The sequence below is a fragment of the Streptomyces sp. G45 genome (assembly GCF_049542095.1).
Classification (GTDB): domain Bacteria; phylum Actinomycetota; class Actinomycetes; order Streptomycetales; family Streptomycetaceae; genus Streptomyces.
This window is the reverse complement of record NZ_JBMUZU010000001.1, coordinates 8,647,378-8,669,560: the sequence shown is the minus strand read 5'-3', so window position 1 is coordinate 8,669,560 and position 22,183 is coordinate 8,647,378. Positions and strand designations below refer to the sequence as shown.

Annotated in this window: 19 protein-coding genes and 2 pseudogenes; 9 read left to right on the top strand and 12 right to left on the bottom strand. The window is 74.3% G+C overall.

Annotation, left to right across the window (positions count from 1 at the left end; all coding sequences use genetic code 11):
• Positions 1 to 38: 38 nt before the first annotated feature.
• Both ACOBQU_RS37070 and ACOBQU_RS37065 read right to left on the bottom strand, forming a co-directional pair.
• Positions 39 to 218 (bottom strand): hypothetical protein, encoded by a 180-nt coding sequence (locus tag ACOBQU_RS37070; protein WP_423633580.1) that lies wholly within the window; start codon positions 216 to 218, stop codon positions 39 to 41.
• Positions 215 to 886 carry a hypothetical protein gene (locus ACOBQU_RS37065; protein ID WP_423633579.1) on the bottom strand — a complete coding sequence of 224 codons (672 nt, stop codon included), beginning with the start codon at positions 884 to 886 and terminating at the stop codon, positions 215 to 217. Before ACOBQU_RS37065 ends, ACOBQU_RS37070 begins: the two co-directional genes overlap by 4 nt.
• Before the next feature lie 311 nt (positions 887 to 1,197).
• On the opposite strand from ACOBQU_RS37065, the gene ACOBQU_RS37060 reads away from it, so the two are divergent.
• A complete protein-coding gene (locus ACOBQU_RS37060; RefSeq protein ID WP_423633577.1) occupies positions 1,198 to 2,220 on the top strand; it encodes a superoxide dismutase in 1,023 nt (340 codons plus the stop codon).
• Between the two features lie 19 nt (positions 2,221 to 2,239).
• Here ACOBQU_RS37060 and ACOBQU_RS37055 read toward each other — a convergent pair whose 3' ends face one another.
• A complete protein-coding gene (locus ACOBQU_RS37055) occupies positions 2,240 to 3,244 on the bottom strand; it encodes an ArsR/SmtB family transcription factor (RefSeq protein ID WP_423633575.1) in 1,005 nt (334 codons plus the stop codon).
• A 238-nt stretch (positions 3,245 to 3,482) separates the two neighbouring features.
• Between ACOBQU_RS37055 and ACOBQU_RS37050 the strand changes: the two genes are divergently transcribed.
• Complete coding sequence (locus tag ACOBQU_RS37050; protein WP_423633573.1) at positions 3,483 to 4,040, top strand: peptidase inhibitor family I36 protein; 558 nt, start codon at positions 3,483 to 3,485, stop codon at positions 4,038 to 4,040.
• 142 nt (positions 4,041 to 4,182) lie between these two features.
• On the opposite strand, the gene ACOBQU_RS37045 is transcribed toward ACOBQU_RS37050, so the two are convergent.
• Both ACOBQU_RS37045 and ACOBQU_RS37040 read right to left on the bottom strand, forming a co-directional pair.
• Positions 4,183 to 5,295, bottom strand: a complete 1,113-nt coding sequence (locus ACOBQU_RS37045; RefSeq protein WP_423633571.1) for a sigma-70 family RNA polymerase sigma factor — start codon at positions 5,293 to 5,295, stop codon at positions 4,183 to 4,185.
• On the bottom strand, positions 5,288 to 5,443 hold the full coding sequence (locus ACOBQU_RS37040) for a hypothetical protein (protein WP_423633569.1): 156 nt from the start codon (positions 5,441 to 5,443) through the stop codon (positions 5,288 to 5,290). The genes ACOBQU_RS37045 and ACOBQU_RS37040 overlap by 8 nt, the downstream gene beginning before the upstream one ends.
• A gap of 247 nt (positions 5,444 to 5,690) precedes the next feature.
• On the opposite strand from ACOBQU_RS37040, the gene ACOBQU_RS37035 reads away from it, so the two are divergent.
• On the top strand, positions 5,691 to 8,579 hold the full coding sequence (locus tag ACOBQU_RS37035; protein ID WP_423633567.1) for an ATP-binding protein: 2,889 nt from the start codon (positions 5,691 to 5,693) through the stop codon (positions 8,577 to 8,579).
• Positions 8,580 to 8,641: 62 nt separating this feature from the next.
• Here ACOBQU_RS37035 and ACOBQU_RS37030 read toward each other — a convergent pair.
• A pseudogene (locus ACOBQU_RS37030) lies at positions 8,642 to 9,487 on the bottom strand (chitinase); the annotation flags it as partial.
• A 649-nt stretch (positions 9,488 to 10,136) separates the two neighbouring features.
• On the opposite strand from ACOBQU_RS37030, the gene ACOBQU_RS37025 reads away from it, so the two are divergent.
• Positions 10,137 to 10,811 carry a hypothetical protein gene (locus ACOBQU_RS37025; RefSeq protein WP_423633565.1) on the top strand — a complete coding sequence of 225 codons (675 nt, stop codon included), beginning with the start codon at positions 10,137 to 10,139 and terminating at the stop codon, positions 10,809 to 10,811.
• Between the two features lie 284 nt (positions 10,812 to 11,095).
• On the opposite strand, the gene ACOBQU_RS37020 is transcribed toward ACOBQU_RS37025, so the two are convergent.
• Positions 11,096 to 12,232, bottom strand: a complete 1,137-nt coding sequence (locus ACOBQU_RS37020) for a hypothetical protein (protein WP_423633563.1) — start codon at positions 12,230 to 12,232, stop codon at positions 11,096 to 11,098.
• A gap of 240 nt (positions 12,233 to 12,472) precedes the next feature.
• Between ACOBQU_RS37020 and ACOBQU_RS37015 the strand changes: the two are divergent.
• Together ACOBQU_RS37015 and ACOBQU_RS37010 are read left to right on the top strand one after the other, a co-directional pair.
• Positions 12,473 to 13,282 (top strand): annotated as a pseudogene (locus ACOBQU_RS37015) (zinc-binding dehydrogenase); the annotation flags it as partial.
• Between the two features lie 67 nt (positions 13,283 to 13,349).
• Complete coding sequence (locus ACOBQU_RS37010; protein ID WP_423633561.1) at positions 13,350 to 14,354, top strand: YdcF family protein; 1,005 nt, start codon at positions 13,350 to 13,352, stop codon at positions 14,352 to 14,354.
• Positions 14,355 to 14,375: 21 nt separating this feature from the next.
• Here the strand turns inward: ACOBQU_RS37010 and ACOBQU_RS37005 are convergent, their stop codons facing one another.
• Together ACOBQU_RS37005 and ACOBQU_RS37000 are read right to left on the bottom strand one after the other, a co-directional pair.
• The gene (locus ACOBQU_RS37005; protein WP_423633559.1) at positions 14,376 to 16,010 is read right to left on the bottom strand and encodes an MFS transporter; all 1,635 of its coding nucleotides are present in this window, start codon (positions 16,008 to 16,010) and stop codon (positions 14,376 to 14,378) included.
• 136 nt (positions 16,011 to 16,146) lie between these two features.
• Positions 16,147 to 16,554, bottom strand: coding sequence for a MerR family transcriptional regulator (locus ACOBQU_RS37000; protein ID WP_423633557.1), 408 nt, complete (start codon positions 16,552 to 16,554; stop codon positions 16,147 to 16,149).
• Positions 16,555 to 16,681: 127 nt separating this feature from the next.
• Between ACOBQU_RS37000 and ACOBQU_RS36995 the strand changes: the two genes are divergently transcribed.
• Positions 16,682 to 17,755, top strand: a complete 1,074-nt coding sequence (locus tag ACOBQU_RS36995) for an alkene reductase (protein WP_423633555.1) — start codon at positions 16,682 to 16,684, stop codon at positions 17,753 to 17,755.
• 51 nt (positions 17,756 to 17,806) lie between these two features.
• Here the strand turns inward: ACOBQU_RS36995 and ACOBQU_RS36990 are convergent, their stop codons facing one another.
• Positions 17,807 to 17,986: a hypothetical protein gene (locus ACOBQU_RS36990; RefSeq protein ID WP_423633553.1), complete on the bottom strand. Its 180-nt coding sequence runs from the start codon at positions 17,984 to 17,986 to the stop codon at positions 17,807 to 17,809.
• A 269-nt stretch (positions 17,987 to 18,255) separates the two neighbouring features.
• Here ACOBQU_RS36990 and ACOBQU_RS36985 point away from each other — a divergent pair, with 269 nt between their 5' ends.
• A complete protein-coding gene (locus tag ACOBQU_RS36985; RefSeq protein WP_423633551.1) occupies positions 18,256 to 18,729 on the top strand; it encodes an SRPBCC family protein in 474 nt (157 codons plus the stop codon).
• Between the two features lie 401 nt (positions 18,730 to 19,130).
• Here ACOBQU_RS36985 and ACOBQU_RS36980 read toward each other — a convergent pair whose 3' ends face one another.
• Both ACOBQU_RS36980 and ACOBQU_RS36975 read right to left on the bottom strand, forming a co-directional pair.
• Entirely contained in the window at positions 19,131 to 19,646 is a 516-nt protein-coding gene (locus ACOBQU_RS36980; protein WP_423633549.1) for a lytic polysaccharide monooxygenase auxiliary activity family 9 protein, read from the bottom strand.
• A 205-nt stretch (positions 19,647 to 19,851) separates the two neighbouring features.
• The gene (locus ACOBQU_RS36975; protein ID WP_423633548.1) at positions 19,852 to 21,366 is read right to left on the bottom strand and encodes an alpha/beta hydrolase; all 1,515 of its coding nucleotides are present in this window, start codon (positions 21,364 to 21,366) and stop codon (positions 19,852 to 19,854) included.
• A 165-nt stretch (positions 21,367 to 21,531) separates the two neighbouring features.
• Between ACOBQU_RS36975 and ACOBQU_RS36970 the strand changes: the two genes are divergently transcribed.
• The gene (locus tag ACOBQU_RS36970; RefSeq protein WP_423633546.1) at positions 21,532 to 22,149 is read left to right on the top strand and encodes a TOPRIM nucleotidyl transferase/hydrolase domain-containing protein; all 618 of its coding nucleotides are present in this window, start codon (positions 21,532 to 21,534) and stop codon (positions 22,147 to 22,149) included.
• The last annotated feature ends 34 nt before the right edge of the window (positions 22,150 to 22,183 follow it).

The following is a 22,183-nucleotide window of genomic DNA, read 5'->3' as shown; positions in this document are numbered from 1 at the left end:
CCCTCCCTCACGCCAACTTAGGTTAGCCTGCCCTGAGTTCACGCATCAGGTTCGGCCGCGGCGACCTCCCGCGCCATCTCCGGCTCCGTCACCGCTCCTCGCGGCGCCGCCACGCGGAACGGCCTGCCGTGGTCGCGGAAGGTCTCGTCGAGGTCCTTCGCCGGGTTCGTGACCTTCAGGAGGTACGGGGTGCCCTCGGCGGCGATGTGGAACGTCACCGTCTCCCCGCCCAGTTCGTACGTGATCCGGGTGGCGGCCCTCCCGTGCAGCACCGCCGGGCGCCGTACCGGCTTCGCACCGGCGAGTTCGCCGGGGACGGCATGCGCTCCTCCAGCCACGTCCGCTGGGTCTTCGCCTGGCACATGGCGCGCATGACCTCGTAGGTGGCGGAGTTCCGCCGCACCCACCGGTCGGCCATCACCGCGACGCGCGTCGGCTCCTGGGCGGCCCGGGGCGACAGGCTCAGGGCCTCCTTGCTGCCCCGCGAGTAGAGCGCGGACGCGGTGACGACGAAGTCGAGCGTGCCCTCGCCCTTGCGGGCGCGGACGTCGCACTCCGCCCTGCCGTCGTGCACGGCGTTACGCAGGACGGTCGTCCCGTCGGACTCGGTTACCCGGATCGCGGTGAAGTACTTCTGGGCGAACGTGGCGTCGAGGGCCCGGCCCACGAGGCGGGCCGTCCCGGCGCTCCCCGGCCCTGCGCCCTCGGCCGTGCCGTGGGGTCCTTCGCCCGTGGCCTCGGCGCGCGGCCCTTCGCCCTTGGCCGTGGAGGCTCCGCCGGTGGGACGCTTCGCCGCAGCCGGTGCGCGCCCCTTGTCGGCGCCTTCGGTGGCGGTGCCGCAACCCGCCGCGGCGAGGAGCGCGGCAGCCGCGACCGCGGTGGTCACGATCGGTCCGCGGGCACGCTGACGCGGCGCACCAGTGGTGCTGGGCATGGAGTTCCCCCTGGGAGTACACAAGGACGTTCGGCGGCCGACCCGGCTCGCGCCCCGAAGCCTACGCGTGTTTCCGGCCATGCTCCGCAACCGCCCTCACCGTACGTTCCGGCAGGCCACAGGCCCAGTAGGCCCTTCTGCGCTTCCTCTCCCCGTCGCCATCCGGCCAGAAATCCAGTCGGTGCGCCCGGGGGCCGCGGGCTGTGATGCGGTGAACCCGTCGGCCCCGTCCCGGACGCCCGCCTCTCGGAAGGACGTGCACCATGACCGACCCCGTGACCGACCCCGTCCACGGAACCTCCCCCTCCCGTCGAACGGTCCTGCGCTCCGGTGCCGCCCTCGGCGCGCTCACCGGGCTCACCGGGCTCACCGGGCTCACCGCGCTCGGCCCGCTGGCGAGCACGGCGCACGCCGGGCCCGCACGCCGCCCATGGCCCACGGAATTCCCGCTGCCGGACGGCTTCCGGCCCGAGGGGATCGCCATCGGCCCCGGGCCCATCGCCTGGTTCGGCTCGCTCGGCGGCGGTTCCCTGTACCGCGCGAGCCTCGTCACCGGGCGCGGCGAGACCATCGACACCGGGACGGACGCGATCAGCGTCGGCCTCAAGAGCGATGCCCGCGGGCGGCTGTTCATCGCCGGTGGCGGCTACCGCCAGCTCCGCGTCGTCGACGGCCGCGGCGGCCGCGTCCTGGCCACGTACGAGGTCGGCGGGCCCGCCACCGTGGTGAACGACGTGGTCCTCACGCCCCGGGCCGCCTGGTTCACCGACTCCACCCAGCAGCAGCTGTACGGCCTGCCCCTGGGCCCGCGCGGCGAACTGCCCGCCGCCCGCGAGGTGGTCACGCTGCCGCTGACGGGCGAGTGGGTGCAGGCCCCCGCCGACGGCTTCACCACCAACGGTCTGGCGCGCACGCCCGACGGCCGGGCGCTGCTCGTGGTCAACGTCCACGCCCACGGCGGCAGCCTCTACCGCGTCGACCCGCGCACCGGCGACGCCCGGCGCGTCGACCTCGGCACCAGCAGGTTCCCCGACGGCGACGGCGCCCTCACCCTCGGCCGCACGCTGTACGTGGTCCAGCAGGTGCAGAACGCCGTCGACGTGTTCCACCTGGACCGTACGGGCCTGCGCGGCACGGCGGTCGCGCGCATCACCGACCCCCGCTTCCGCGTCCCCACCACCGTCGCGGCGTACGGCGACCGGCTCTACCTGCCCAACTCCCGGTTCACGGACGTGCCCACGCCCACGACCCCGTACAACGCCGTCGCAGTCCGGCAGGTGCGCTAGAGCCGGTGCGGCGGGTGCGCTAGACCTCGGTCGCCGGGGCCGGATGGCGGGCCCGGGGGCCTGGGCCGTGGGCGAGGTCGCTGCCGAGCCGGGTCAGGGTGTGCCGCATGGTGCCGCCGTGGCGGCTGCTGGTGATCAGCCCGGCGTCGCGGAGCTTGGTGGCGTGCTTGCTGGCGCTTCCGATGGACACCCCCGCGCGCAAGGCGAGTTCACTGGTCGAGCACGGCGGGTCGAGCGCGCACAGGATGACGGCGCGGGTCCGCCCGAGCACATCGGTCAGGGCCGCGCGCGGCGCGGCGGGCCGGGCCTCGTGAGTCGCGGGGTACACCAGGAGGGGCGGGAGGCCCGGGTCGATGAACGTGACGGGGTACCGCGTGCAGAAGTACGAGGGGATCAGCGTGATGCCCCGCCCTTCCAGGCACAGATCGCGGTCGCGGGGGTAGCCGCAGGTCAGCGTCGGCGGGTCCCAGCGGCCGCACAACCCCCGCTGCCTCAGCAGCTGTTCGACGCCGCCGTCGAGGATGTCCCGGCCCCGCCGGGAGCGTTCGCCGTGCACGCACTCGTCGACCCGCGGCCAGTACGGCGCGAGGAACTCCCGGTGGTACGCCGTCAGCGCGTACCCCAGCTCCTGGCGCACCTGCCGCTCGCCCCCGGCGAGCCTGCGCACCCACGGCGGCGCGGCGCGCCGCCGGAACACCGCGGCGAGGTCCCGTTCGAGCCGGGCCGCCGGAACGGCCCGGATCAGGGCGAGGGAGGTGTCGAAGCAGTCCGTGTCCGCCGGGGTGAGGAAGTCGGGGAAGCCGCCGCGCGGCGGCACCAGCGTCGTCAGGAGCCGCAGCGCGCGCCGGAAGTCCCCCGCCGCGAGGCGCCCTCGGGCGTGCCGCAGCCAGGGCCGGTACACGGCGGCCGGACGGCGTGACTGAAGAACGTGCAGGCTGTTCACCAACTCCCACATGCTGTCCGGTGACGCGCGCACGACGGTGCGCGCGAGGTCGTCCGCGGTGAAGTGAATGCGCAGTGCCATGGAACTGTTTCCCCTGATAGCGCCCGGCCTGTGGGATTTCACGTGTGGGTCTTCAGGTGTGGGTTCTCGCGTGCGGTTTTTCACGTGCGGCTTGTCCCGTGCGGCTTTTCACGTGCGGGTTTTCACCTGAGGGCAAACTGCTGGCCCCACGACCGGCGGTCCTCCCAGGATATGAAGTGCGCATAAACGAGCGCTGAACACCAGGTTCACCAGCACAGTTCACGTACGGGGAGAAAGCATGCGCACATACGCGAAGACACAGGTGACGGCCGTTGCCGTGATCGTCACGGGGGCACTGGGCCTCGGCGCGCTCACCGCGTCGGCCAACGCCCAGGAGGCGCGGCCGGACAGGGCGCCGCGCGGTGCCGTGGCGACGCTCGACGGCAGGTCCGTCGACCTGGGCACGTCCTGGGAGGGCGCCGACGTCTGCGAGGTCGGCGCCGCCGGGAAGGTCACCTGCTGGGACGCCGGGACGGCGGCCACCGCCACGCAGAAGGCCGAGGCCGCCGCCCGCAAGAAGTGCAAGCCGGGCTGGTTCTGCATCTGGGACGGCACGAACTTCAGGGGCCGCATGCTCAAGTTCAACGAAGAGCGATGGCACAACCTGGCTCCCTACGGGTTCAGCAACAGGGCCTCGTCGGCGCAGAACCGGCAGGACGACCCCTGGCCGCTCAAGGACCGCGCCTATCTGGCCGACGGCCGCAACGGCGACGGCAAGCAGCGCCGCTTCGAAGAGGGCGACCGCTACGCCTCCCTCGGCCGGTTCAACAACAAGGCGAGCAGCGTGCACGGCTGACGCGGGCCCGGCGCCTGAACCGCGCAGGGCGCGCCGCACGGAATTCCCTTCCGGGCGGCGCGCCTTCACGGGTGCACTCCGTCCTTCACGGGCGCACTCCGTGGTGCACTCCGGACGCACCATGCTGCCCGTACCACCGCGCTCACTTGCGCAGCGAAGCGGAATGTGCGAGGAGTTCAGGAATTCTCAGGGGCACCGGGAAGGGCTTCTCGTTGAACACGGTGCGCACATTCCCGCACTCCGAGGCCCGGCAGACCAGGAACTCCACAATGCTGTCCCGCCCCAGACACCTCAGGAGGAAGTCCCCTTCCGGGGATGTCGGCGGCTCGTGCACGGTGTCGGCATCACAGCCAGGGCAGTACACGATGGTCCTGATGAGCTCCACCCTTCTCACACGGCGCCGCCGGGACGACCGCGACGGACTGCGCCGACGACGGGCCGTGGACCGTACGCCGAGGCCCACCGCGACGGCCGCGAAAGCGACCGCGACCGCGAGCAGCAGCGCGGGTACCGCCACCGCGCCCACCACGCCCCCGGTTCCGTTGCCCGCCGGTGCCGTGCCCCCGTCCGCCGCCGTCCCGCGGACCAGCGCGTCGCGGATCAGCGCGGCCAGGCCGATGACGGCGGCGACGAGCGCCGCGGTGAGCCAGGTCTGCAGCGCCGCCACCGCGCGCGCCACGTGGGTGGCGACGGTCCCCGGCCTCTTCCGCATGGCCTGCGCGGTCTCCGCCTGGGTGTAGTCCAGGGCCTTGGTCGCCCACACCGCCGTGCGCTGCTGCGCGGGCAGTTCGCGCAGGGCCCGGTGCACCGCCTCCCGGTCGACGACCAGGCGCTCCAGGTCCGCCGGAGGCGGCGCGTCGCAGCGCAGCGGGTCGGCCAGACGCCGCTGTTCGAGCCGGTGGTGGGCGGCGCGGCGCCGGGCCAGATGGGCGACCTCGGTGCGCAGCAGCCGGAAGAGGTAGGCGCGCGGCTCGCGTACGCGCCCCGGGTCGCGCAGGGCTCTGGCGAAGGCGGTGTTGACGACGTCGTCGGCGTCGGCGGCGCTCCGCGGCACGCCCTCCTCGGCGAGCAGGCGGCGCGCCAGGCCGGTCATCTCCCCGCGGTGCCGCTCGTACAGCAGCCCCAGCGTGTGCGCCGTCACGGGCGCCGCGGTGCTCACGGGCGTCACGGGCCCCGCGGCCAGCACCGGCGCCGCCCGCTTCGCCGGTGTCCCGCCCGGCACCGCCGTGTCGGCATCCGCCTCCGGCTCACCCATGGCCCCTCCCCCGTGTCCGGCCGCCCCTCGCCCGGATGATGACGGCCCTGCCCCGGGCGCGGTTGCGATAGGCCACGCTGTCGAGCAGCTTGGTGACGCCGGGGATCAGGGCCCCGGCCACCAGGAGCGCGATGCCTGCCAGCTCCACGGTCAACCTCCTCCTGTCGTACGGCCGTCGAGCGCGCCAGGAGTGGCGCGGGGCCGTTCACCGCAGCAGAGGCGCGAGCGCGCCGTTTTCTTGACATGCCATCACGGGCTGTTCCCACGGGGTTGGTTGATCCGGGTCCGTGGGCTTGCTACGCGGGTGTTTCCCGGCATAGCTTCACGCTGTCGCCGTGCTGACGCGCGCCCGCGTGCGCGCCGCTCACGGGCCCCCACAGGCCGGAGTCACCCCCATGACTGCCTCCCTCCTGCGCACCTCGGAAACACCCGTTCTGGTCGGCCGGACCGCGGAACTGCGCTCCCTGGCGCAGGCGATGGCGCACCCGCCGTCGGTGGCGCTGGTCGAGGGCGAGGCCGGGATCGGCAAGACCCGCCTGATCCACGAGGCGCTGCGGCACCCCTCGGTGCGCGGTCGGCGCGTCCTGGTGGGCAGTTGCCGTCCGCTGCGCGAGCCCTTTCCGTACGGGCCCGTGTTCGACTTCCTGCGCCATCTGGCCGACGGCCCGCCCGCCGGGCTCAATCCGGTCTGCGGCGCGCTGCGCCCGTACCTGCCGGAGCTGGCCGACGCCCTGCCGCCCGCGCCCGAGCCGCTGCTCGACCCCCGGGCCGGGCGGCACCGCCTGTTCCGTGCCGTGCGGGCGCTGCTCGACGCGCTGGGCCCGGCCGTGATCGTGGTGGAGGACCTGCACTGGGCCGACGACGGCACCCGGGACCTGCTGCGGTTCCTGGCGGACGACCCGCCGGGCGCCCTGGCGGTCGTCGTCAGCTTCCGCCGCGAGGAACTGCCGGGCACCGGGCTGCCGTTGGGGCGGGCCTACCGCCAGCCGCCCGGCACCGCGTCGGTGCGCCTCCCGCTGCGCCCCCTGGACGTGTCGGACGTGCACGCCATGTGCGCCGCCCTCACCGGGGCGCCGGAGACCGCCACGGCCCTGGCCGCCGAGCTGCACCGGCGCACGGCGGGCATCCCGTTCGTGGTGGAGGAGGTCGTCCGCGCGCTGCCCGAGCACGTGCGGGGCGGACCCGGCGCCGGGCACGAGGCGCTGGAGGCGATGACCGTGCCCACGCTGCTCCAGGAGGCGATCGCCGACCGGATGAGCGTGCTCTCGCCCGACGCCAGGGCCGCCGTGCACGCGGCCTGCGTGCTGCGTGTGCCCGTCGGCGAGGCGCTGATCGGCGACGTCGTGCACGGCACGGCCGGGCACCCGGTGACCGCGCGGGACGCGGCGGCCGTACGGGAGGCGCTGCTCGCCGGTGTGCTGCACGAGTGGGGTGAGGGCCAGTACGGGCCGCGGCACGCCCTGGCCCAGCAGGCGGTGTACGCGAGCCTGCCGGGGCCCGACCGGCATCAGTGGCACCGGCGGGCGATGCACGCGCTCGCGGCTCAGGAGCCGCAGCCCCTGGTGCAGCTCGCCTACCACGCCCGTCAGGCCGGGGAGCTGTCCCACTGGCAGCGCTACGGCGAGGAGGCGGCGGCCTCCGCACGCGAGATGGGCGACCTGGCGCTCGCCGTGGACCTGCTGGAGGAGCTGCTGTCCGACGGCCGCCTGGGCCGGATGGCCTGTGCCCGCATCGCCGTCGACCTCAGCCGGGACGCGGTGGTCGGGCTCACCCACCGCCGGGCCACCGCGCTGCTGCGCCGCATCGTGCGGGACCCGCAGCTGCCGGAGGAGCTGCGCGGCGAGATCCGCCTCCACCTGGGGCTGCTGCTGTACAACCAGGCGGGGCGGCACGAGGAGGGCCGGATCAACACCGAGCGGGCGATCAGGGAGCTGCGCGATCGCCCCGCCCTCGCGGCGCGCGGCATGGCGGCCCTGGCCATGCCCGCCTGGGGCGACCACCCGTACGCCGTGTACGAGCGCTGGATCGAGCGGGCCGAGCGCCTGGCGGCCGAGGAGCCGGGCCCCTCGGTGTGCACCGCGGTCAGGGCCAACCGCCTGGCCCTGACGATGTACGGGGGCGACCCGGCCGTCTGGGAGCAGGCCGACCGGCTCATCGGCACCGCGGGGGCCGACGGCGACCGCCGCCAGGTCGCCCGGGCCTGCGGGAACTTCGCCGACGCCGCCGCCTGCCTCGGCCACTACCGGGCCGCGCACCGCTTCCGCAGGCTGGGGCGGCGCCTGGCCGCCGAGTGCGGCGCCGCGTTCCTCTCGGGCATCGTGGAGGGCACCGCGCTGCGCCTGGACTGGTACGAGGGCCAGTGGCAGGGCCTCGGGGAGCGGGCCCGGCACGTCCTGGACCTGGCGCAGGGCGTCTCGGGCATCGCGGCCGACGCCCATCTGGTCCTGGGGCTGCTCGCGTCCGCGCGCGGCGAGTGGGACGAGGCGGCGGCGGAGCTGACGGCCGCCGGTCTCGGCGCCCCGCACAACGCCCCGGCACCGGTCCTCGCGACGGCGTCCGGCGCCATGGTCCGCCTGCTGCGGGCCCGTGGCGAGTTCGCCGAGGCGCGGGCGGAGGCCGAGCGGGCCCTGGCCAGGATCCGCCGCAAGGGCATCTGGTGCTGGGCCGGTGACCTGGCGCCGATGGCGGTGGCCACGCTGGTGCGCGACGGCGGCCTGGCGGACGCGGAGCGGGTCACCGCCGAGCTGGCCGACGGCATCGACGGCCGGGACGCGCCCCTGGCGGCGGCCGCCCTGCTGTCGTGCCGCGGCATCCTGGCCTCCGGGCAGGCCCGCACCGAGGAGGCCGCCGCGGCCTTCGACGCCGCCCGGGCCGCGTACATGGCGCTGCCGCAGCCCTACTCCGCCACCCGCGCCGGTGAGGCGGCGGCCCGCTGCCGTCTCGCCCTGGGGGACGCCGGTGCCGCTCGTGAACTCGCGGCGATGGCGGAGCGGTTCGCGGAGCTGGGCGCCACCCGGGACGCGGCGCGCTGCCGCCGGGTGCTGCGCGGGCACAACGTGCCGCTGCCGTCCCGGCGCGGCCGCCGCGGCTACGGCGACCAGCTCTCGCCGCGGGAGCGGGAGGTCGCCCGCCTGGTCGCGCTCGGGCACACCAACCGGCAGATCGCCGACGTGCTGTTCCTGTCCCCGCGCACGGTGGAGCAGCACGTGGCCAAGGTGCTGCGCAAGCTGCGGGTCAGCTCGCGGACCGAGATCGGCCGCGGCGGGCTCGTGATCGCGCCGTGACGGGGTGACGGCGCTCCCGGAGGGGTCCGGGAGCGCCGTCGTTGGGGGGCGGGGCCTGTGGGTCAGCCGGTGAACCCGGCGGTGATGGACGTGAACTGCCAGGACGGGCGGTCGCGGTTGACCGCCCAGAAGGCGAGTCGGCTGATGTGGTGGGCGTTGGCCCAGTCACGGATCTGGGTCCAGATCTGGGGCGTGGTCACCTCGCCCGTGTCGCTGTTGCCGTTCATGCCGGAGATGCCGATGTGCGCGTAGGCGTCGGCGTCGGACCAGCCGTAGACGGACTGGAGCTTGGCCTTCAGACCCTCGGTCGCCTTGATCGTGTTGCCGTACATATCGGCCTGGCCGCCGAAGTTGAACGGCATGATCGTGAAGATGTCGATGTTCGCGTCGAGGGCCTTGGACCGCTCGATGAGGCGGTTGCCCCAGGAGTTGGGGCCGGTGTTGAGCGTGGGGAAGGTCACGATCGTCTTGATGCCCGGGTTGTTCTGCTTGACGATCTTCAGGGCGCTGAGGACGCGGTCCTGGACCGCGGGGGTCTCGAACTCGTCCCGGTTCTCGATGTCGACGTCGATCGCCTTGAGCCGGTAGGCGTCGATGACCTTCTGGTAGGCGCCCGCCAGGGCCTGCGGCGTCGAGCAGTTGGGGCCGAGCTTGTTGCCGCTCCAGCCGCCGATGGAGGGGACGACGTCGCCTCCGGCCGCGCGGATCGCCTTGATGGCGTTCTCGTCGGAGCCGCCGGTGAGGGGGCGCTGGCTGTCCCAGGCGGGGTTGCAGCCGCCGCGGGCGAGGATGAACGCCATCGTGAACCACTTGATGCCGGTGGCCCGCATGACGTCGGTGGGGTTCGGCGGGTTGCCCCAGCCCAGGTACAGGTAGGGGGCGGCCTGGGCGAAGCCTGGTGCGCGGCCGTCCGCGGCGGGGGCGTCGGCCGCCTGTGCCGGGACGGTCAGGGCGGTGAGCGGCAGGGCCAGGCAGGCGAGCGCTGTCACGGCGCGCTTCGGAAGTCTTCTGACAGTGGGGGATCTCAAGGGGGGCTCCCCTTCGAGTGTCGATTCCGGATGGGTGGTCGGACGGCGCGTCCGCGCGTACCGCCGTCCGTCGCGCATGCGTCTGTCGTCGCGCAGATGACCGCGTGCGTCCGCACGTACCCGTGCGCCTCGCACGTCCCTGCGCGTGTCCGCGTGTGTCTGTCGACCGTGATCACAGTCGGCCTGTCGCCAGTCACTCGGAGGCTATTGGCATGTACCAATCAGGTCAATAGGTCTGGACCATCTGGCGCGTCCTGGCCGCCCTGGAGGGCGGGCGGAAGCGGCGGCCCCGCTCCGTTTTTTCTGCGTACCCCTACCTACCGATACCCGGATTGTTCTCCGCCGCCCGGCTGCGAACTCTGGGACCAGGCAGCGTCGTTGGCCCGAACCGCGCGGCGCCGCCATCGGCGGACCGACGTCGATCACCCCCACACCAGGGCCGCCCCCACAACCCGATCGGCGCCCCCACACACGGTCCGCCACGCCCCCCACATCAGGTTCGACACACCCCCACACCAGGAGGAGAAGCATGCGACCGCACCTGCTCCTCAGATTCCTCGTCGCGACCGCGGCGGCCACGGCCATCGGCCTGGTCGGCCCCGGCGCCCAGGCCGCCCCCTCCCCCGACGACCGCACGGCCGTGTCCGAGGTCACGGCGGCAGACGCGGCGTCCGAGGCGGCCTCGTCCAAGGCGGTCCCGTCCAAGGCGGTCTCGTCCAAGGCCGCGGAGAAGGGCCACGGCCACGGCATCACGGCGGAGCAGCTGAAGGCGCTCACGACCGGGCGCCCGGGGGCCAAGGAGCCCCCGCCGGGCGGCTGGCCCGTCCCCTCCGACCGCGCCTACTACCTCACGGCATCCTGTCGGCAGTACGCCGCGGTCATCGCCCGGGGCGCGGCCGCCTGGGCCAACCTCAACGAGACCTCGAACAGCGACACCCCGGTGGAGTGCCGCAACACCTACATCACGGACTGCGGCGGCGGTGGCCGGATCGTCGGCTGCAACTGGGGCCGGGGCCAGCGCATCGCGCTGTACATGGGCGGCGTAGGCGACCAGGCCCTGCTCGCGGCCCACGAGTTCGGTCACGACTGGTACGGCCACTCCGGCTACCAGTGCGCAGGCTGGACCAACCCGCAGCACGTCATGGCGCCTTCCATCTGCGGCTACGGACCCTCGGGCGAGCGCAAGCCGGTCCGCGTCGACTGAGGCGCCCCGGTCCGTGGGCCCCGCCACGGACCGTCCCGCGGACCCCGCCACCGCTCGGCGGGCCCTCCGCGGCCCCCCAAGCAAGGGGACGTGCTCACAGCCCCCACACGGGGTTCTTCCCCTTGATCGGGCCGGTGGCGGGAGACCGCCACCGGCCCCTTCGACGTGCCCCGGCCGCCGGGGGTGGAACCGGCGGCCACTTCCGGTCGCGGAACCGGCGGCCACTTCCGGTCGCGGAACCGGCGGCCACTTCCGGTCGCGGAACCGGCGGCTACGTCCGGCCGCTACTTCTGGTCGCGGAACCGGCCGAACACCCGCGTGAGGGCCTTCAGAGGTGAGCCGTCCGACGCGCCGCCCGCGCGGGGCGCCACCTCGCCGCCGGTCAGCTCCGCCAGCGCGGCCTGCGCCGCCTCGGCCGCCTCCCGGTAGCGGTCACGGGAGGTCGTCATCGCTTCCAGCGCCTCGGCGTACTTGGCGACCATGCCCTGGGCGTGCACCAGCTCCTCGTCCGGGGTGAGCAGGTGCCAGCCCTGGCGCAGCCGTGCCAGGGCCCGCTCGGCGTCGGCGGACAGCGGCCGCGGCAGCGCGGCGAACTCCCGGATCCGGTCGAGGAGTTCGGTCGGCTCCGAGCCGTCGAGGAAGACGCTGCGCACCGTGAACCGCTCCGCGTCGTACCCGGCGGCCCCCGGCGTCGTCGGCAGCACGACGGCGCCGCCGCGCGGCATCCGCACGTTCAGCTCCCGCTTCATCGCGAAGTCCGCGATCTGCGCCTGCTCCGGCGTGGCGCGGTGCTCGACCACCCGGTGCCTGAGGCCCGGCGGCAGGAAGTCCGACACCGGCCGCTGCCCCTGGGCGTCCGGCGTCATCGCCTCGTGCACCACGACGTGCACGAACCAGCTCTGCTGGACGCACTCGCGCAGTCGGCGGCGCAGCTCGTCGTCGTCCTTCGGCAGGTGGTTCGCCGCCCTCAGGCTCACCTCCGGCACCGTGTCGCGGTCCCAGGCGACGCGCTCGCTGTCGGGCCAGAACATGGTGGCGGGCGACGGCCAGCGCACGTCCCACGCCCGCTCCGCCTCGGCGGCGAGCACCCACACGACGCCCTCGCCGTCCCTGCGGCGGCCCTCGGGGTCGTACGTGGTGAGCTGGGCGCGCACCGTGACGTCGTCGGCCACCCGCCAGCGGGCCTCGAAGAGGCGGCGGGCCGACGGGCCGGGGTCGGCGGACTCGTCCCGCGGGTGCAGGGTGGTGGAGCGGGCCGCCTCGGCGGGTTCGAGGTCGAGGAAGTCGTCGAGCACCCCGGCCGCCTTGAGGGCGATCAGGTTGCGCCGGACGTCCTGCTCGGGCTCGGGCCCGAGGTGGCGCCCGCGCCCCAGCCAGACGGTGTCGGGGGCGGTGTTCGTTTGGGTGCTGTTGTTGGCCATGGCTCGTTCTGTGGGTGATCGGGGCTCGACCAGTATGGTCCGTGGGCGTGTCTGGGGAAGCAGTACCACGTCCACAAGCCCGCCACGCCCTGTTTACTTCCCGTCGGCCTGTCGCCGCCCCGCTCCCCGGCCACATGAGCTGCCGCCGCTCCCCTGTTCCCCGCTTCCCCGTTCTCCCGTTCCCCCATGGGTCCCGGAACGCGCCCCCGCCGCCCCCATTGTCCTGTTGATTCCAGAACGTTCCCTTTCGTGGTGGGGCGCGACCTCGTCGGGCGGGTCGCCGGGGCCGGGGCGGCGGTCACGGGGTTCACCGCCGGGGAGCGGGTGTGGTGCAACAGCCTGGGCCACGGCGGGCGCCAGGGCGCGGCGGCCGAGCGGGTGGTGGTGCCCGCCGAGCGCCTGTACCGGCTGCCGGACGGCGTCGACCCCGTCACGGCGGTGACCGTGCTGCACCCGGCGGCCACCGCGACCCTCGGGCTCGTCACGCACGGCGGTCTGCGCGCTGGGGCGACCGTCGTGGTGATCGGGGCGGCGGGCAACGTCGGTGCCGCCGCCGTCGTCGTCGCGGCCCGGGCGGGCGCCCGCGTGGTGGCCGTCGCCCACCCGCGCCACGCGGCGTACTGCCGCGGTCTCGGCGCCGACGCCGTGGTGGACCGCACGGCCGCGGACCTCACGGCCCGGCTGGCCCGCGCCTGCCCCGGCGGGGTCGACCTCTATCTCGACGCGGCCGGGGTCAACGACCTGGCGGGCGCGGTCGGGCTGCTCGCCTGGCGCGGCCGCATCGTACTGCTCGCGGGGCTGCGCACCACGCCGACGCTGCCCGCCGGGGAGCTGTACGTGCGGGACGGGTCCGTCGTGGGCTTCGCCCTCACCCGCGCCACAGTGGCCGAACTCGCCTCGGCCGCCCGGCGCGTCAACGGCCTGCTCGCCGACGGCGCGCTGCGCCCGCGCGAGGTCCGGACGCTGCCGCTGAGCGCCACCGCCGAGGCGCACCGCATGCTGGAGGCCGGTGAACTGCACGGCAGGCGGGTGGCGTTGACGGTGCCGTGAGCCGTGCCGGGCTCGCGTCCGCCGACAAGTCGCGTACGCGGCGCGGCGGGCCGCATACGCTGTGCGCGTGTGGATTTACGCACCGGCTGCCCTGCTCTTCCTCGTCCTGTGCTGGCGCGTGCTGCGCGAGCGCCGCAAGTTCGGCAACGCGGTACTCCTCGGCCTGACCGCGCTGTGCGCGCTCGCCGCCTGGTTGTACTCGCTGGTCAGGTCCGACGCCGTGGCGGGCACCGCCGTCGCGGTGTCGCTGCTGGCGGTGGGCGCGGCGGGCCTGCCGCTGCTCACCTGTCTGCTGCTGGTGAACGGCCTGCGCCTGGTGCGCAAGGAGGGCCGCAGCCCCACGAACCTGTTCTCCCTGATGGCCGCGGTGTGCGTCGTCGCGGTCGTCGCGCTGGTAGTCGCCGCCGCGGTGGTGCGCACGCCCGCGCTGTTCGGGGCGGGCGCCACGGCTCTGGCCCTGACCTGCTACGTCTCGTTCCTCTTCCTGTGCTTCGTCACGTACTCCTTCCTCTACGCACGGCTCCAGGTGCGCCGCAGGGCCGACTACGTGGTCGTCCTCGGCTCGGGCCTGATCGGCGGCTCGACCGTGCCGCCGCTGCTGGCCGGTCGCCTCGACCGGGCCCGCGAGGTGCACGCGCAGCTGGCCCGGCGCGGCCCCGCTCCCGTCCTGATCGCCTCGGGCGGGCAGGGCCCCGACGAGAAGCTGCCGGAGTCCCACGCGATGGCCGACTACCTGATCGGCCGGGGGTTCCCCGAGGACCTGATCCTGCGGGAGGACAAGTCGACGTCGACGGAGGAGAACCTGCGGTTCAGCAAGGCCCTCATGCGGCAGGAGAAGCCCGGCTTCCGGTGCGTCATCGTCACCAGCAACTACCACGCCTTCCGCGCCGCGCTGACCGCGCGGCGGCTCGGCATCAGGGGCCAGGTGGTGGGCTCGCGCACCGCCCGCTACTTCTGGCCCAACGCGGTGATCCGCGAGTTCGCGGCCGTCCTCGTCGCCTACCGGCGCGTCAACATCGCGATGTGCCTGCTGTTCGTGGCGGGCGGCGTCGCCGTCTGGGCCCTGAGCTGACGCCGTACGGCGGCGCGGGGCTCAGGCCCGGGCGCCGACCGGGGCCCGTACGGACGACAGGGGGGCCGCGATGTCCTCCAGGGAGCGCCGCTCGGCGCGTACGGCGAGGACGGCCGCCACCAGCCCGGCCAGCGTCATCAGAGCGGCGCCGACCTGGAAGGCGAGCACGGTGTCGGCGACGACGCCGGACTCGGTGAGCTTCGCGAAGAGCAGCGGCCCGCTGATCCCGCCCGCCGCCGTGCCGATGGCGTAGAAGAACGCGATGGACATGGCGCGCGTCTCCATCGGGAAGATCTCACTCACCGTCAGGTAGGCCGAACTGGCCCCGGCGGACGCGAAGAAGAGCACCACGCACCAGCAGGCCGTGAGCGTCCGCGCGCCGAGGTGGCCGCCGTCGAAGAGCCAGGCCGTACCGAACAGCAGCAGCCCGGAGGCGAGGTACGTACCGGAGATCATGATCCGTCGGCCGAGCGTGTCGAAGAGCGGGCCGAGGACGAGGGGGCCGAGGAAGTTGCCCGCCGCCATGACGGCGAAGTAGTAGCCCGTCGAGCCGCTCGGCACGTCGAAGAACGTGGTGAGGATGGTGCCGAAGCCGAAGGTCACCGCGTTGTAGAGGAAGGCCTGGCCGATGAAGAGCGAGAAGCCGAGGACGGCGCGCCCACGGTAGGTGGACAGCACGGTGCGGGCGATGGCGCCGAAGCCGATGCTCGCCCGCGGACGCACCGTGACCTGCCCCTCGGGCTCCGGGAGCGGACCGCCCCGCTCGGCCGCGACCCGCTCCTCCACATCCGCGACCAGGCGCTCCGCCTCGGCGGCGCGCCCGTGCAGGAACAGCCAGCGCGGGCTCTCCGGCACGTTCCGCCGCACCAGCAGGATGACCAGGCCGAGGACCACCCCCAGGGCGAAGGTCAGCCGCCAGCCGACGTCGGCCGCGAAGACGTCGGTGTCGAGCGCGAGCACCGACAGCAGGGCGCCGCCGACCGCGCCCAGCCAGAAGCTGCCGTTGATGACGAGGTCGACGCGGCCCCGGTAGCGGGACGGGATCAGCTCGTCGACGGCCGAGTTGATGGCCGCGTACTCGCCCCCGATGCCGAAGCCGGTGAGGAAGCGGAAGGCGAAGAACCACCAGCTGGAGAAGGACACCGCGGTCAGCGCGGTCGCCGCCAGGTAGACGGCCAGGGTGATCAGGAAGAGCTTCTTGCGGCCGTGACGGTCGGTGAGCCAGCCGAAGAAGAGCGCACCCGCGCAGGCCCCGGCCACGTACAGGGCCGCCGCGATGCCCGTGACCTGGGCCGCGCTGACGGGCAGGCCGCTGCCCTCCTCCGAGAGGCGGCTGGCGATGCTGCCGACGACCGTGACCTCCAGGCCGTCCAGGATCCACACGGTGCCGAGCCCGATGACGACCGTCCAGTGCCAGCGCGACCACGGGAGCCGGTCGAGGCGGGCGGGCACGGAGGTGGTGAGGGTGCCGGTCGCCGCGTCCGGCCCAGGGGCCTCGCCGTCCGGGCCGCGCCGGTCGGCCCGGCCCCCCTGCCCGGACCGACCGCTCCCGTCAGCGCGCTCGCTCCCGTCGGCCCGACCGCTTCCGTCGGGCCGTTCGTGCTCGTCGGCCCGTTCGGGCTCCTCGGCCTGTTCGTGCTGGTCCTGTGTCGCCATCGCGGCCTCCTTGACCCGCGCGGCCGGGGCCCGTGCGTCCGGCGGCCCCGGCCGCGATCGTCCGTCGCGTGGCACCGCGTTCCCCGTGCCGGGCGGCGCACACGTCGCCGCGCGCCGCCCGCCGGGCGCTACCGGGTCAGCACCGCGGCGCGGCAGCCGCCGGGGCGGCGCCGTCCGCGGCGGCGCGGAAGCTGTCGCGGTAGGCCCGGGCCGTGTCCATGAGGCTCTCCAGCGCGTCCCGGGTGCGCACGAGTTCTTCGATGTGCGCGGAGAGCCGCTCGTGCTCCTGCGCCATGCGCTTCAGCGCGGCGTCGGAGCTGCCCGCGCTGGGCGCGTCCACGCACGGCAGCAGCTCGGCGATGGTGCGGCTGGACAGGCCCGCCGCGTACAGGCGCTGGAGGAACCGCACCCGTTCGACCTCGGCCTCCGTGTAGTGCCGCTGCCCACTGGGGCTGCGGCGGCTGTGCAGCAGCCCCTGCTCCTCGTAGTAGCGCAGCGACCGCACGCTGGCGTCGGTGCGCGCCGCTAGCTCACCGATCCGCATGACCACCCCCTGTGGTGAAGCACGTCACATCACTTGCCTCTCACATCAATGTGAGGTTTTAGCGTAGCGCCGTGCCCACCGCTGCGGGCACGCACCCACAGCGCACGCGACGACGGAGGAGCCCGCCGTGACCACATTGTTCAGCAGCTATCGACTCGGTGAACTGGCGCTGCCCAACCGGGTGGTGATGGCCCCGATGACCCGTGTCAGGGCCGCGGCGGGCGGCCTCGCCACCGCTTCCATGGCCACGTACTACGCGCAGCGCGCCACGGCGGGGCTGATCGTCTCCGAAGGGGTGCAGCCGAGCCTCGTCGGGCAGTCCAACCCGGGCACGCCGGGCCTGTACACGGACGAGCAGGTCGCCTCCTGGCGGCCCGTGACGGACGCGGTGCACAGCAACGGCGGGCGGATCTTCGCCCAGATCATGCACGGCGGCCGGGTCTCGCACCCGGACACCACCGGCCACCGGCCCGTCGGCCCCTCGGCGGTCGCGGCGGAGGGCGAGGTCTTCACGCCGAGCGGTCGGCAGCCCGCGCCGGTGCCCCGTGCCCTCGCCACCGAGGAGGTGCCCGAGCACGCCCGGTCGTACGCCGACGCGGCGCGCCGCGCGCTCGACGCGGGCTTCGACGGGGTCGAACTCCACGGCGCCAACGGCTACTTGATCTCGCAGTTCCTGTCCTCCAACGCCAACCTGCGCACGGACCGCTACGGCGGTTCGATCGCGGGCCGGATCCGGTTCGCCGTGGAGGCCGTGACGGCGACCGTGGAGGCGGTCGGCGCGGACCGGACGGGCATCCGGCTCTCCCCCGGGACCAGCTTCTGGGGCGCCGAGGAGGACGACGCGCTCGCCCTCAACACCGCGTTGCTGACGGAGCTTTCCCGGCTCGGCCTCGCGTACGTCCATCTGGAGCTGACCGCGGACGACGAGGTGATCCTCGCCCTGCGCCGCACCTGGCCCGGCACGTTGATGGTCAATCCGGTCCGCCCGATGGGCCCCAAGCAGACCGGTCGCGCGGAGGCCGACCGCTGGCTCGGCCTCGGCGCCGAACTGATCAGCTTCGGCCGGGCCTTCATCTCCAACCCCGACCTCGTGGAGCGGCTGCGCACCGGCCTGCCGCTGGCTCCCGTCGACGAGGCCACGTACTACGAGGGCGGCGACGCGGGGTACCTCACCTACCCGGCGTACCAGCACACGGCCTGAGGCCCGTGGCGGCCGCTCCGGCGGCGGGGCGGGTCAGGCGGGTCAGGCGGGTCAGTCATCGCCGCGGACGATGTTCCCCTCGGGGCTCACGCGGGCCGGGGGCGGGCAGCCTCCGGTCCGCACGACCGCGGCGACGCAGGTGCGGACGCCGGTGCCCTTGCCGCGGCGGGCCTTCGCCCAGCCGGTCTCGGGCGGGGTCGGGGCTTTCCTCTGGCCGGTTCGCGCGGTCACGGCTCTTCGACCTCTCTCCGCTGTCGCATGTCCAGGGTGCTTCTCGAAGCCACGCCCCGAAGGCACTCGGGCCTGGGGGGCGTTCCGCGCGCCGCAGAGGCTCGGCGTCCTCGACGGCGGCCGACCTCTTCCGGCGCGCCCGCCGGGTACCCCCGGCATCCGCCGCGAAACGTGATGGTGTCCGCCGTGCGCGGACGCCTTGGCGCCGTCTTCGCGGGTACTCGGGTTCGCGTACCCGTACCTCAGGAGACACGGAGGAGGACGACGACGTGAGCACGATCAAGGACGCGGTGGACGTGGAGGTCCCGCTCAGCACGGCGTACGACCACTGGACCCGGTTCGAGGAGTTCCCCGCGTTCATGGAGGGCGTCGAGGAGGTCCGTCAGGTCGACGACCTGCACAACCACTGGACCACGAAGATCGGCGGGGTGCGGCGTGAGTTCGACACGGAGATCGTCGACCAGCTGCCGGACGACCGGATCACCTGGCGGTCCATCGGCGGGGACACCCGCCAGCAGGGGTCCGTGCGGTTCCGGCGCCTCGACGACACGCGCACCCGGGTGGAGCTGACGATGGACGTCGAGCCCACGGGCATGGCGGAGAAGGGCGCCGACGCGCTGGGAGTGATCGAGCGGCGCGTGAAGGGGGACCTGCGGCGCTTCAAGGAGCACGCCGAACGCAGCGGCCCGCGCGAGGGCTGGCGCGGTCGGATCCGGCCCACGGACCCCGGCTCCCCTCTGTGACGGGCGCCGGGCCGCTCGCGGGGCCGTCGGGACCGCTCGCGGGGCCGTCGTGGCGGAGCGGGCCCGCGGGCAGGTCCGGGCGCCGCGAACCCGGCCCGGCCCGATGTGCGGCCGGGCCGGGCCCGTGACACCACCGTGCCATCGAACGTGACACCGAACCGTGACACCGAACGTGGCACCGAAGGGGTACGCCGCCCCGCTCGCCGAACCGGGCCCGGGAACGGGGCCGCTGGACCCGCCGGACCCCCGGCGGAACCGAGGCCCCGGCCGGGCTCGGTCAGCGCTTGGCGGGCGGCGCGCGGTGCGGGGCGGCTGGGTCGTTCGGCGAGCGCCCGAGTGTGTTCCCGCTCGCCTGCCGCCCGCACCGCGCGCCGCCCGCCGCACGGGGCGGCGGTGTCGCGTCAGCCCCTGATGTTGATGTCGACGCAGGCGTAGAACGCGTTCGCGGTGTCGTAGATGTTCCACACCGCGAGCATCTTGTGCCGCCCGGTGATGCCGCCGAAGTCGACGGTGTGCGTCACGGACGTGGGCGGCTGGCGGCCGTTGTCGTTGATCTCCTTGACCTTCTGTCCGTCGACGAAGTACTGCCAGGTGCTGGTGCGGTGCGGGGCCGTCAGTCGCCAGGTGAACTGCTGCGAGCGGTTGACGTCCGAGACCTTCCAGCCCTTGCTGTCGTCGTCCAGATCACGGAACCGCGCGTTGCCTCCGCTGCAGCTGCGCAGGCCCTTGGGGCCCTCGACGCTCTGCGGCTCCCACTTGATGTCGCCACACTGGACGGTGCCCGCCGCGCACTGTGCCTGACGGCTCGGCGGGGAGTTGATGTAGCCGTGCGCGCTGACCGGCGTGACCGACGCGAGGACGAGGAGGGGCGCGCACGCCGCTCCCAGGCCCACCGCCAGCTTCCGCTTGGTGATCATCTCTGCTCCCTCTGAGGTGGGGGATGAGGGGCGAGTCGGCCCGGCGCCAAGGCCGACCCATTGGCCTAGACCATACTCATTGACAGGACCCCGTCAAGGTGTGTGGCAGGGGAATGGTTGTCCGCTGGACGAGGTGGGGCCTCCGCCCAGCCCTTCACGCGTCGGCCCCCTGGGCACTTCAGGCGCCCGTCCGGCCCCTCGGACGTCAGTCCGTCCGGCCCTTCAGATACGTGTCGATCAGCTGCCGCGGCACGTTCGACCCGCCGCGCATGTAGAGCCAGTGCCCCACGGTGTCCTCCGTGTGCAGGCTCGCCTCCGGGAAGGAGCGCGCCATGCGCCGGGCCCCCGGCAGCGGTGTCGCCACGTCGTACCGGGCGTTGACCACGAGCACCGGCGGCAGTTCGCCCTCCGCCCGCGCGGGCCGGGGCTTCGGCGGCACCGTCCAGCCCTGGCAGCCGAGTACGGTGTCCAGGGCCTGCGCGTTGTAGCGGACGTGCGGGGCGGCCTTGGCGACCCGCTCGCGGATCGCCCGGTACTCGGCGTGGTCCTTGATCCGCAGGTCGAAGTCCCGGCAGAGGACCAGCCGGGCGACCGGGTCCGCGGCGCCTTCGAGCCAGCGGACCTCGCCCCTGCCGGTGTGCAGCGCCTTCAGCTGCCGCGCGGTGTCCTTCGGCGTCCAGCCGCTGAGGTGGCCGGTGAGGAAGCCCGAGAGCCGGTCGGCGTCGACCTTGCGCCGCGTCGGCCCCTGCGGGCCGGGTTCGCGGAGGGTGCCCGCGTCGGCGCGGGCGAACAGCTCGTCGGTGACGGCCGTCAGGTCCTTCCCGTTGAGGGCGCAGGACGTGGTCCTCGCGCACCATCGCGCGAGCTTCTTCAGGGTGTTGTCGAGGGTGACGCTGCCATCCTTGAGGTAGCGCTCGGCGCCCGGCCGGTCCGGGTCCATCGCGCTGTCGAGGGCCAGGGCCCGGAGCCGTTCGGGGAAGAGCCGGGCGTAGCGCTCGCCGAGGAAGGTGCCGTAGGAGTGGCCCAGGAAGCTGATGCGGCGCTCGCCGACGGCGGCGCGGATCGCGTCCATGTCGCGGGCGACGCTCTCGCCGTCCATGTGGGCGGCGAGCGGCCCCGACCGCTCCAGGCAGCTCCGCGCCAGCTTGGCGTTCCGGGTGCGCAGCCGCCTGAACTCGGCGGCGTCGCGGGGGCGGTCCGGGATCGCGTCGAGGAGCGACTCGTCGCACTCGGCGCCCCGGCTCCTGGCGACGCCGCGCGGGTCGAAGCCGACCATGTCGAAGCGCTGGAGCAGGTCCGGTTCGTAGCCGCTCACGGGGTCGTCCGCGTACAGCACGTCGTCGACTCCCGAGTCGCCGGGGCCGCCCGGGTTCGCCATCAGGACCCCGATGCGCCGCGCGGGGTCGGTGGCCCGGTGGCGGGCCACGTGGACGACGGTCTTCGGGCCCTCGGGCTCCGACCAGTCGACCGGCACCTCGACGGTCCCGCACTGGGCTCTCGGGCTGGGCTCGGGCAGCGGCGGAATGGCCTCGCAGGCGCCCCAGCGGATCGGCGCCGGAACGTACGCCGACGTGGTGGCGGACGGCCGTTCGGCGGCCACCGCCGCGGGGGCGGCGACGGTTGAGAGCGCCGCGAGGGCTGCGAGGGCGGGGAGCGCGGAGCGGGCTCGCCGCCTGGTGCCTGTGGTGTCTGGGTTCACGCGAGGCGTGGACGTGTTCATGGGCGCCACTGTCGCGGTGCCGTGTGATGGCGCCTCTATGGGGGTGCGATGGGGAGGTAATGGTCGGAGCGGCGGCCCCCGCGCAACGGCCCGCGCGCCGACGGCCGTCGGCGCCCTGGCGGAAAACCCCTGGTGCGGTGGCCCGAGGGGACGCAGACTCCTCCCATGGCTGATATGGAGGCGTTCCGGGAAGCGGTCACCGGCTGGGCGGCCGGTGGCCCCGGCGATCCCGCCAGGGAGCTGGCCGAGCGGCTGCCCGTGCGCGCCGTGGTGCTGCTGGAGGGGCCGAGCGACGTCGCCGCCGTCAACGCGCTGGCCGCCGCCCGCGGCCGGGACCTGGCGGGCGACGGGGTCTGCGTCCTGGCGATGGGCGGCGCGATGAGCGTCGGGCGCTTCGCCCGCCTCCTGGGGCCGCCCGGCCTGGGCCTGCGCCTCACCGGCCTGTGCGACGAGCGGGAGCGCGGCTACTACGCCCGCGGCTTCGAGCAGGCCGGTGCCGGGCACGACGCGTTCTTCGTCTGCGCGGCGGACCTGGAGGACGAACTCATCCGCGCGCTGGGCGAGGAGCGCGTACGGGACCTCATCCGGGCGCAGGGCGACCTGCGCCCCCTGACGGCGTTCCTGCGCCAGCCCGCACAGCGCGAGCGCACCGCGCGACAGCAGTTGCGGCGCTTCCTCGGGACGAAGAAGGGGCGGAAGATCCAGTACGGCCGGGTCCTCGTGGAGGCCCTGGACCCCGGCCGCGTACCCGCCCCGCTCGACGACCTCCTCAACGGCCTGTGAGCGGGGCGGACTTACGCGGTCGGGGCGGGCGCCG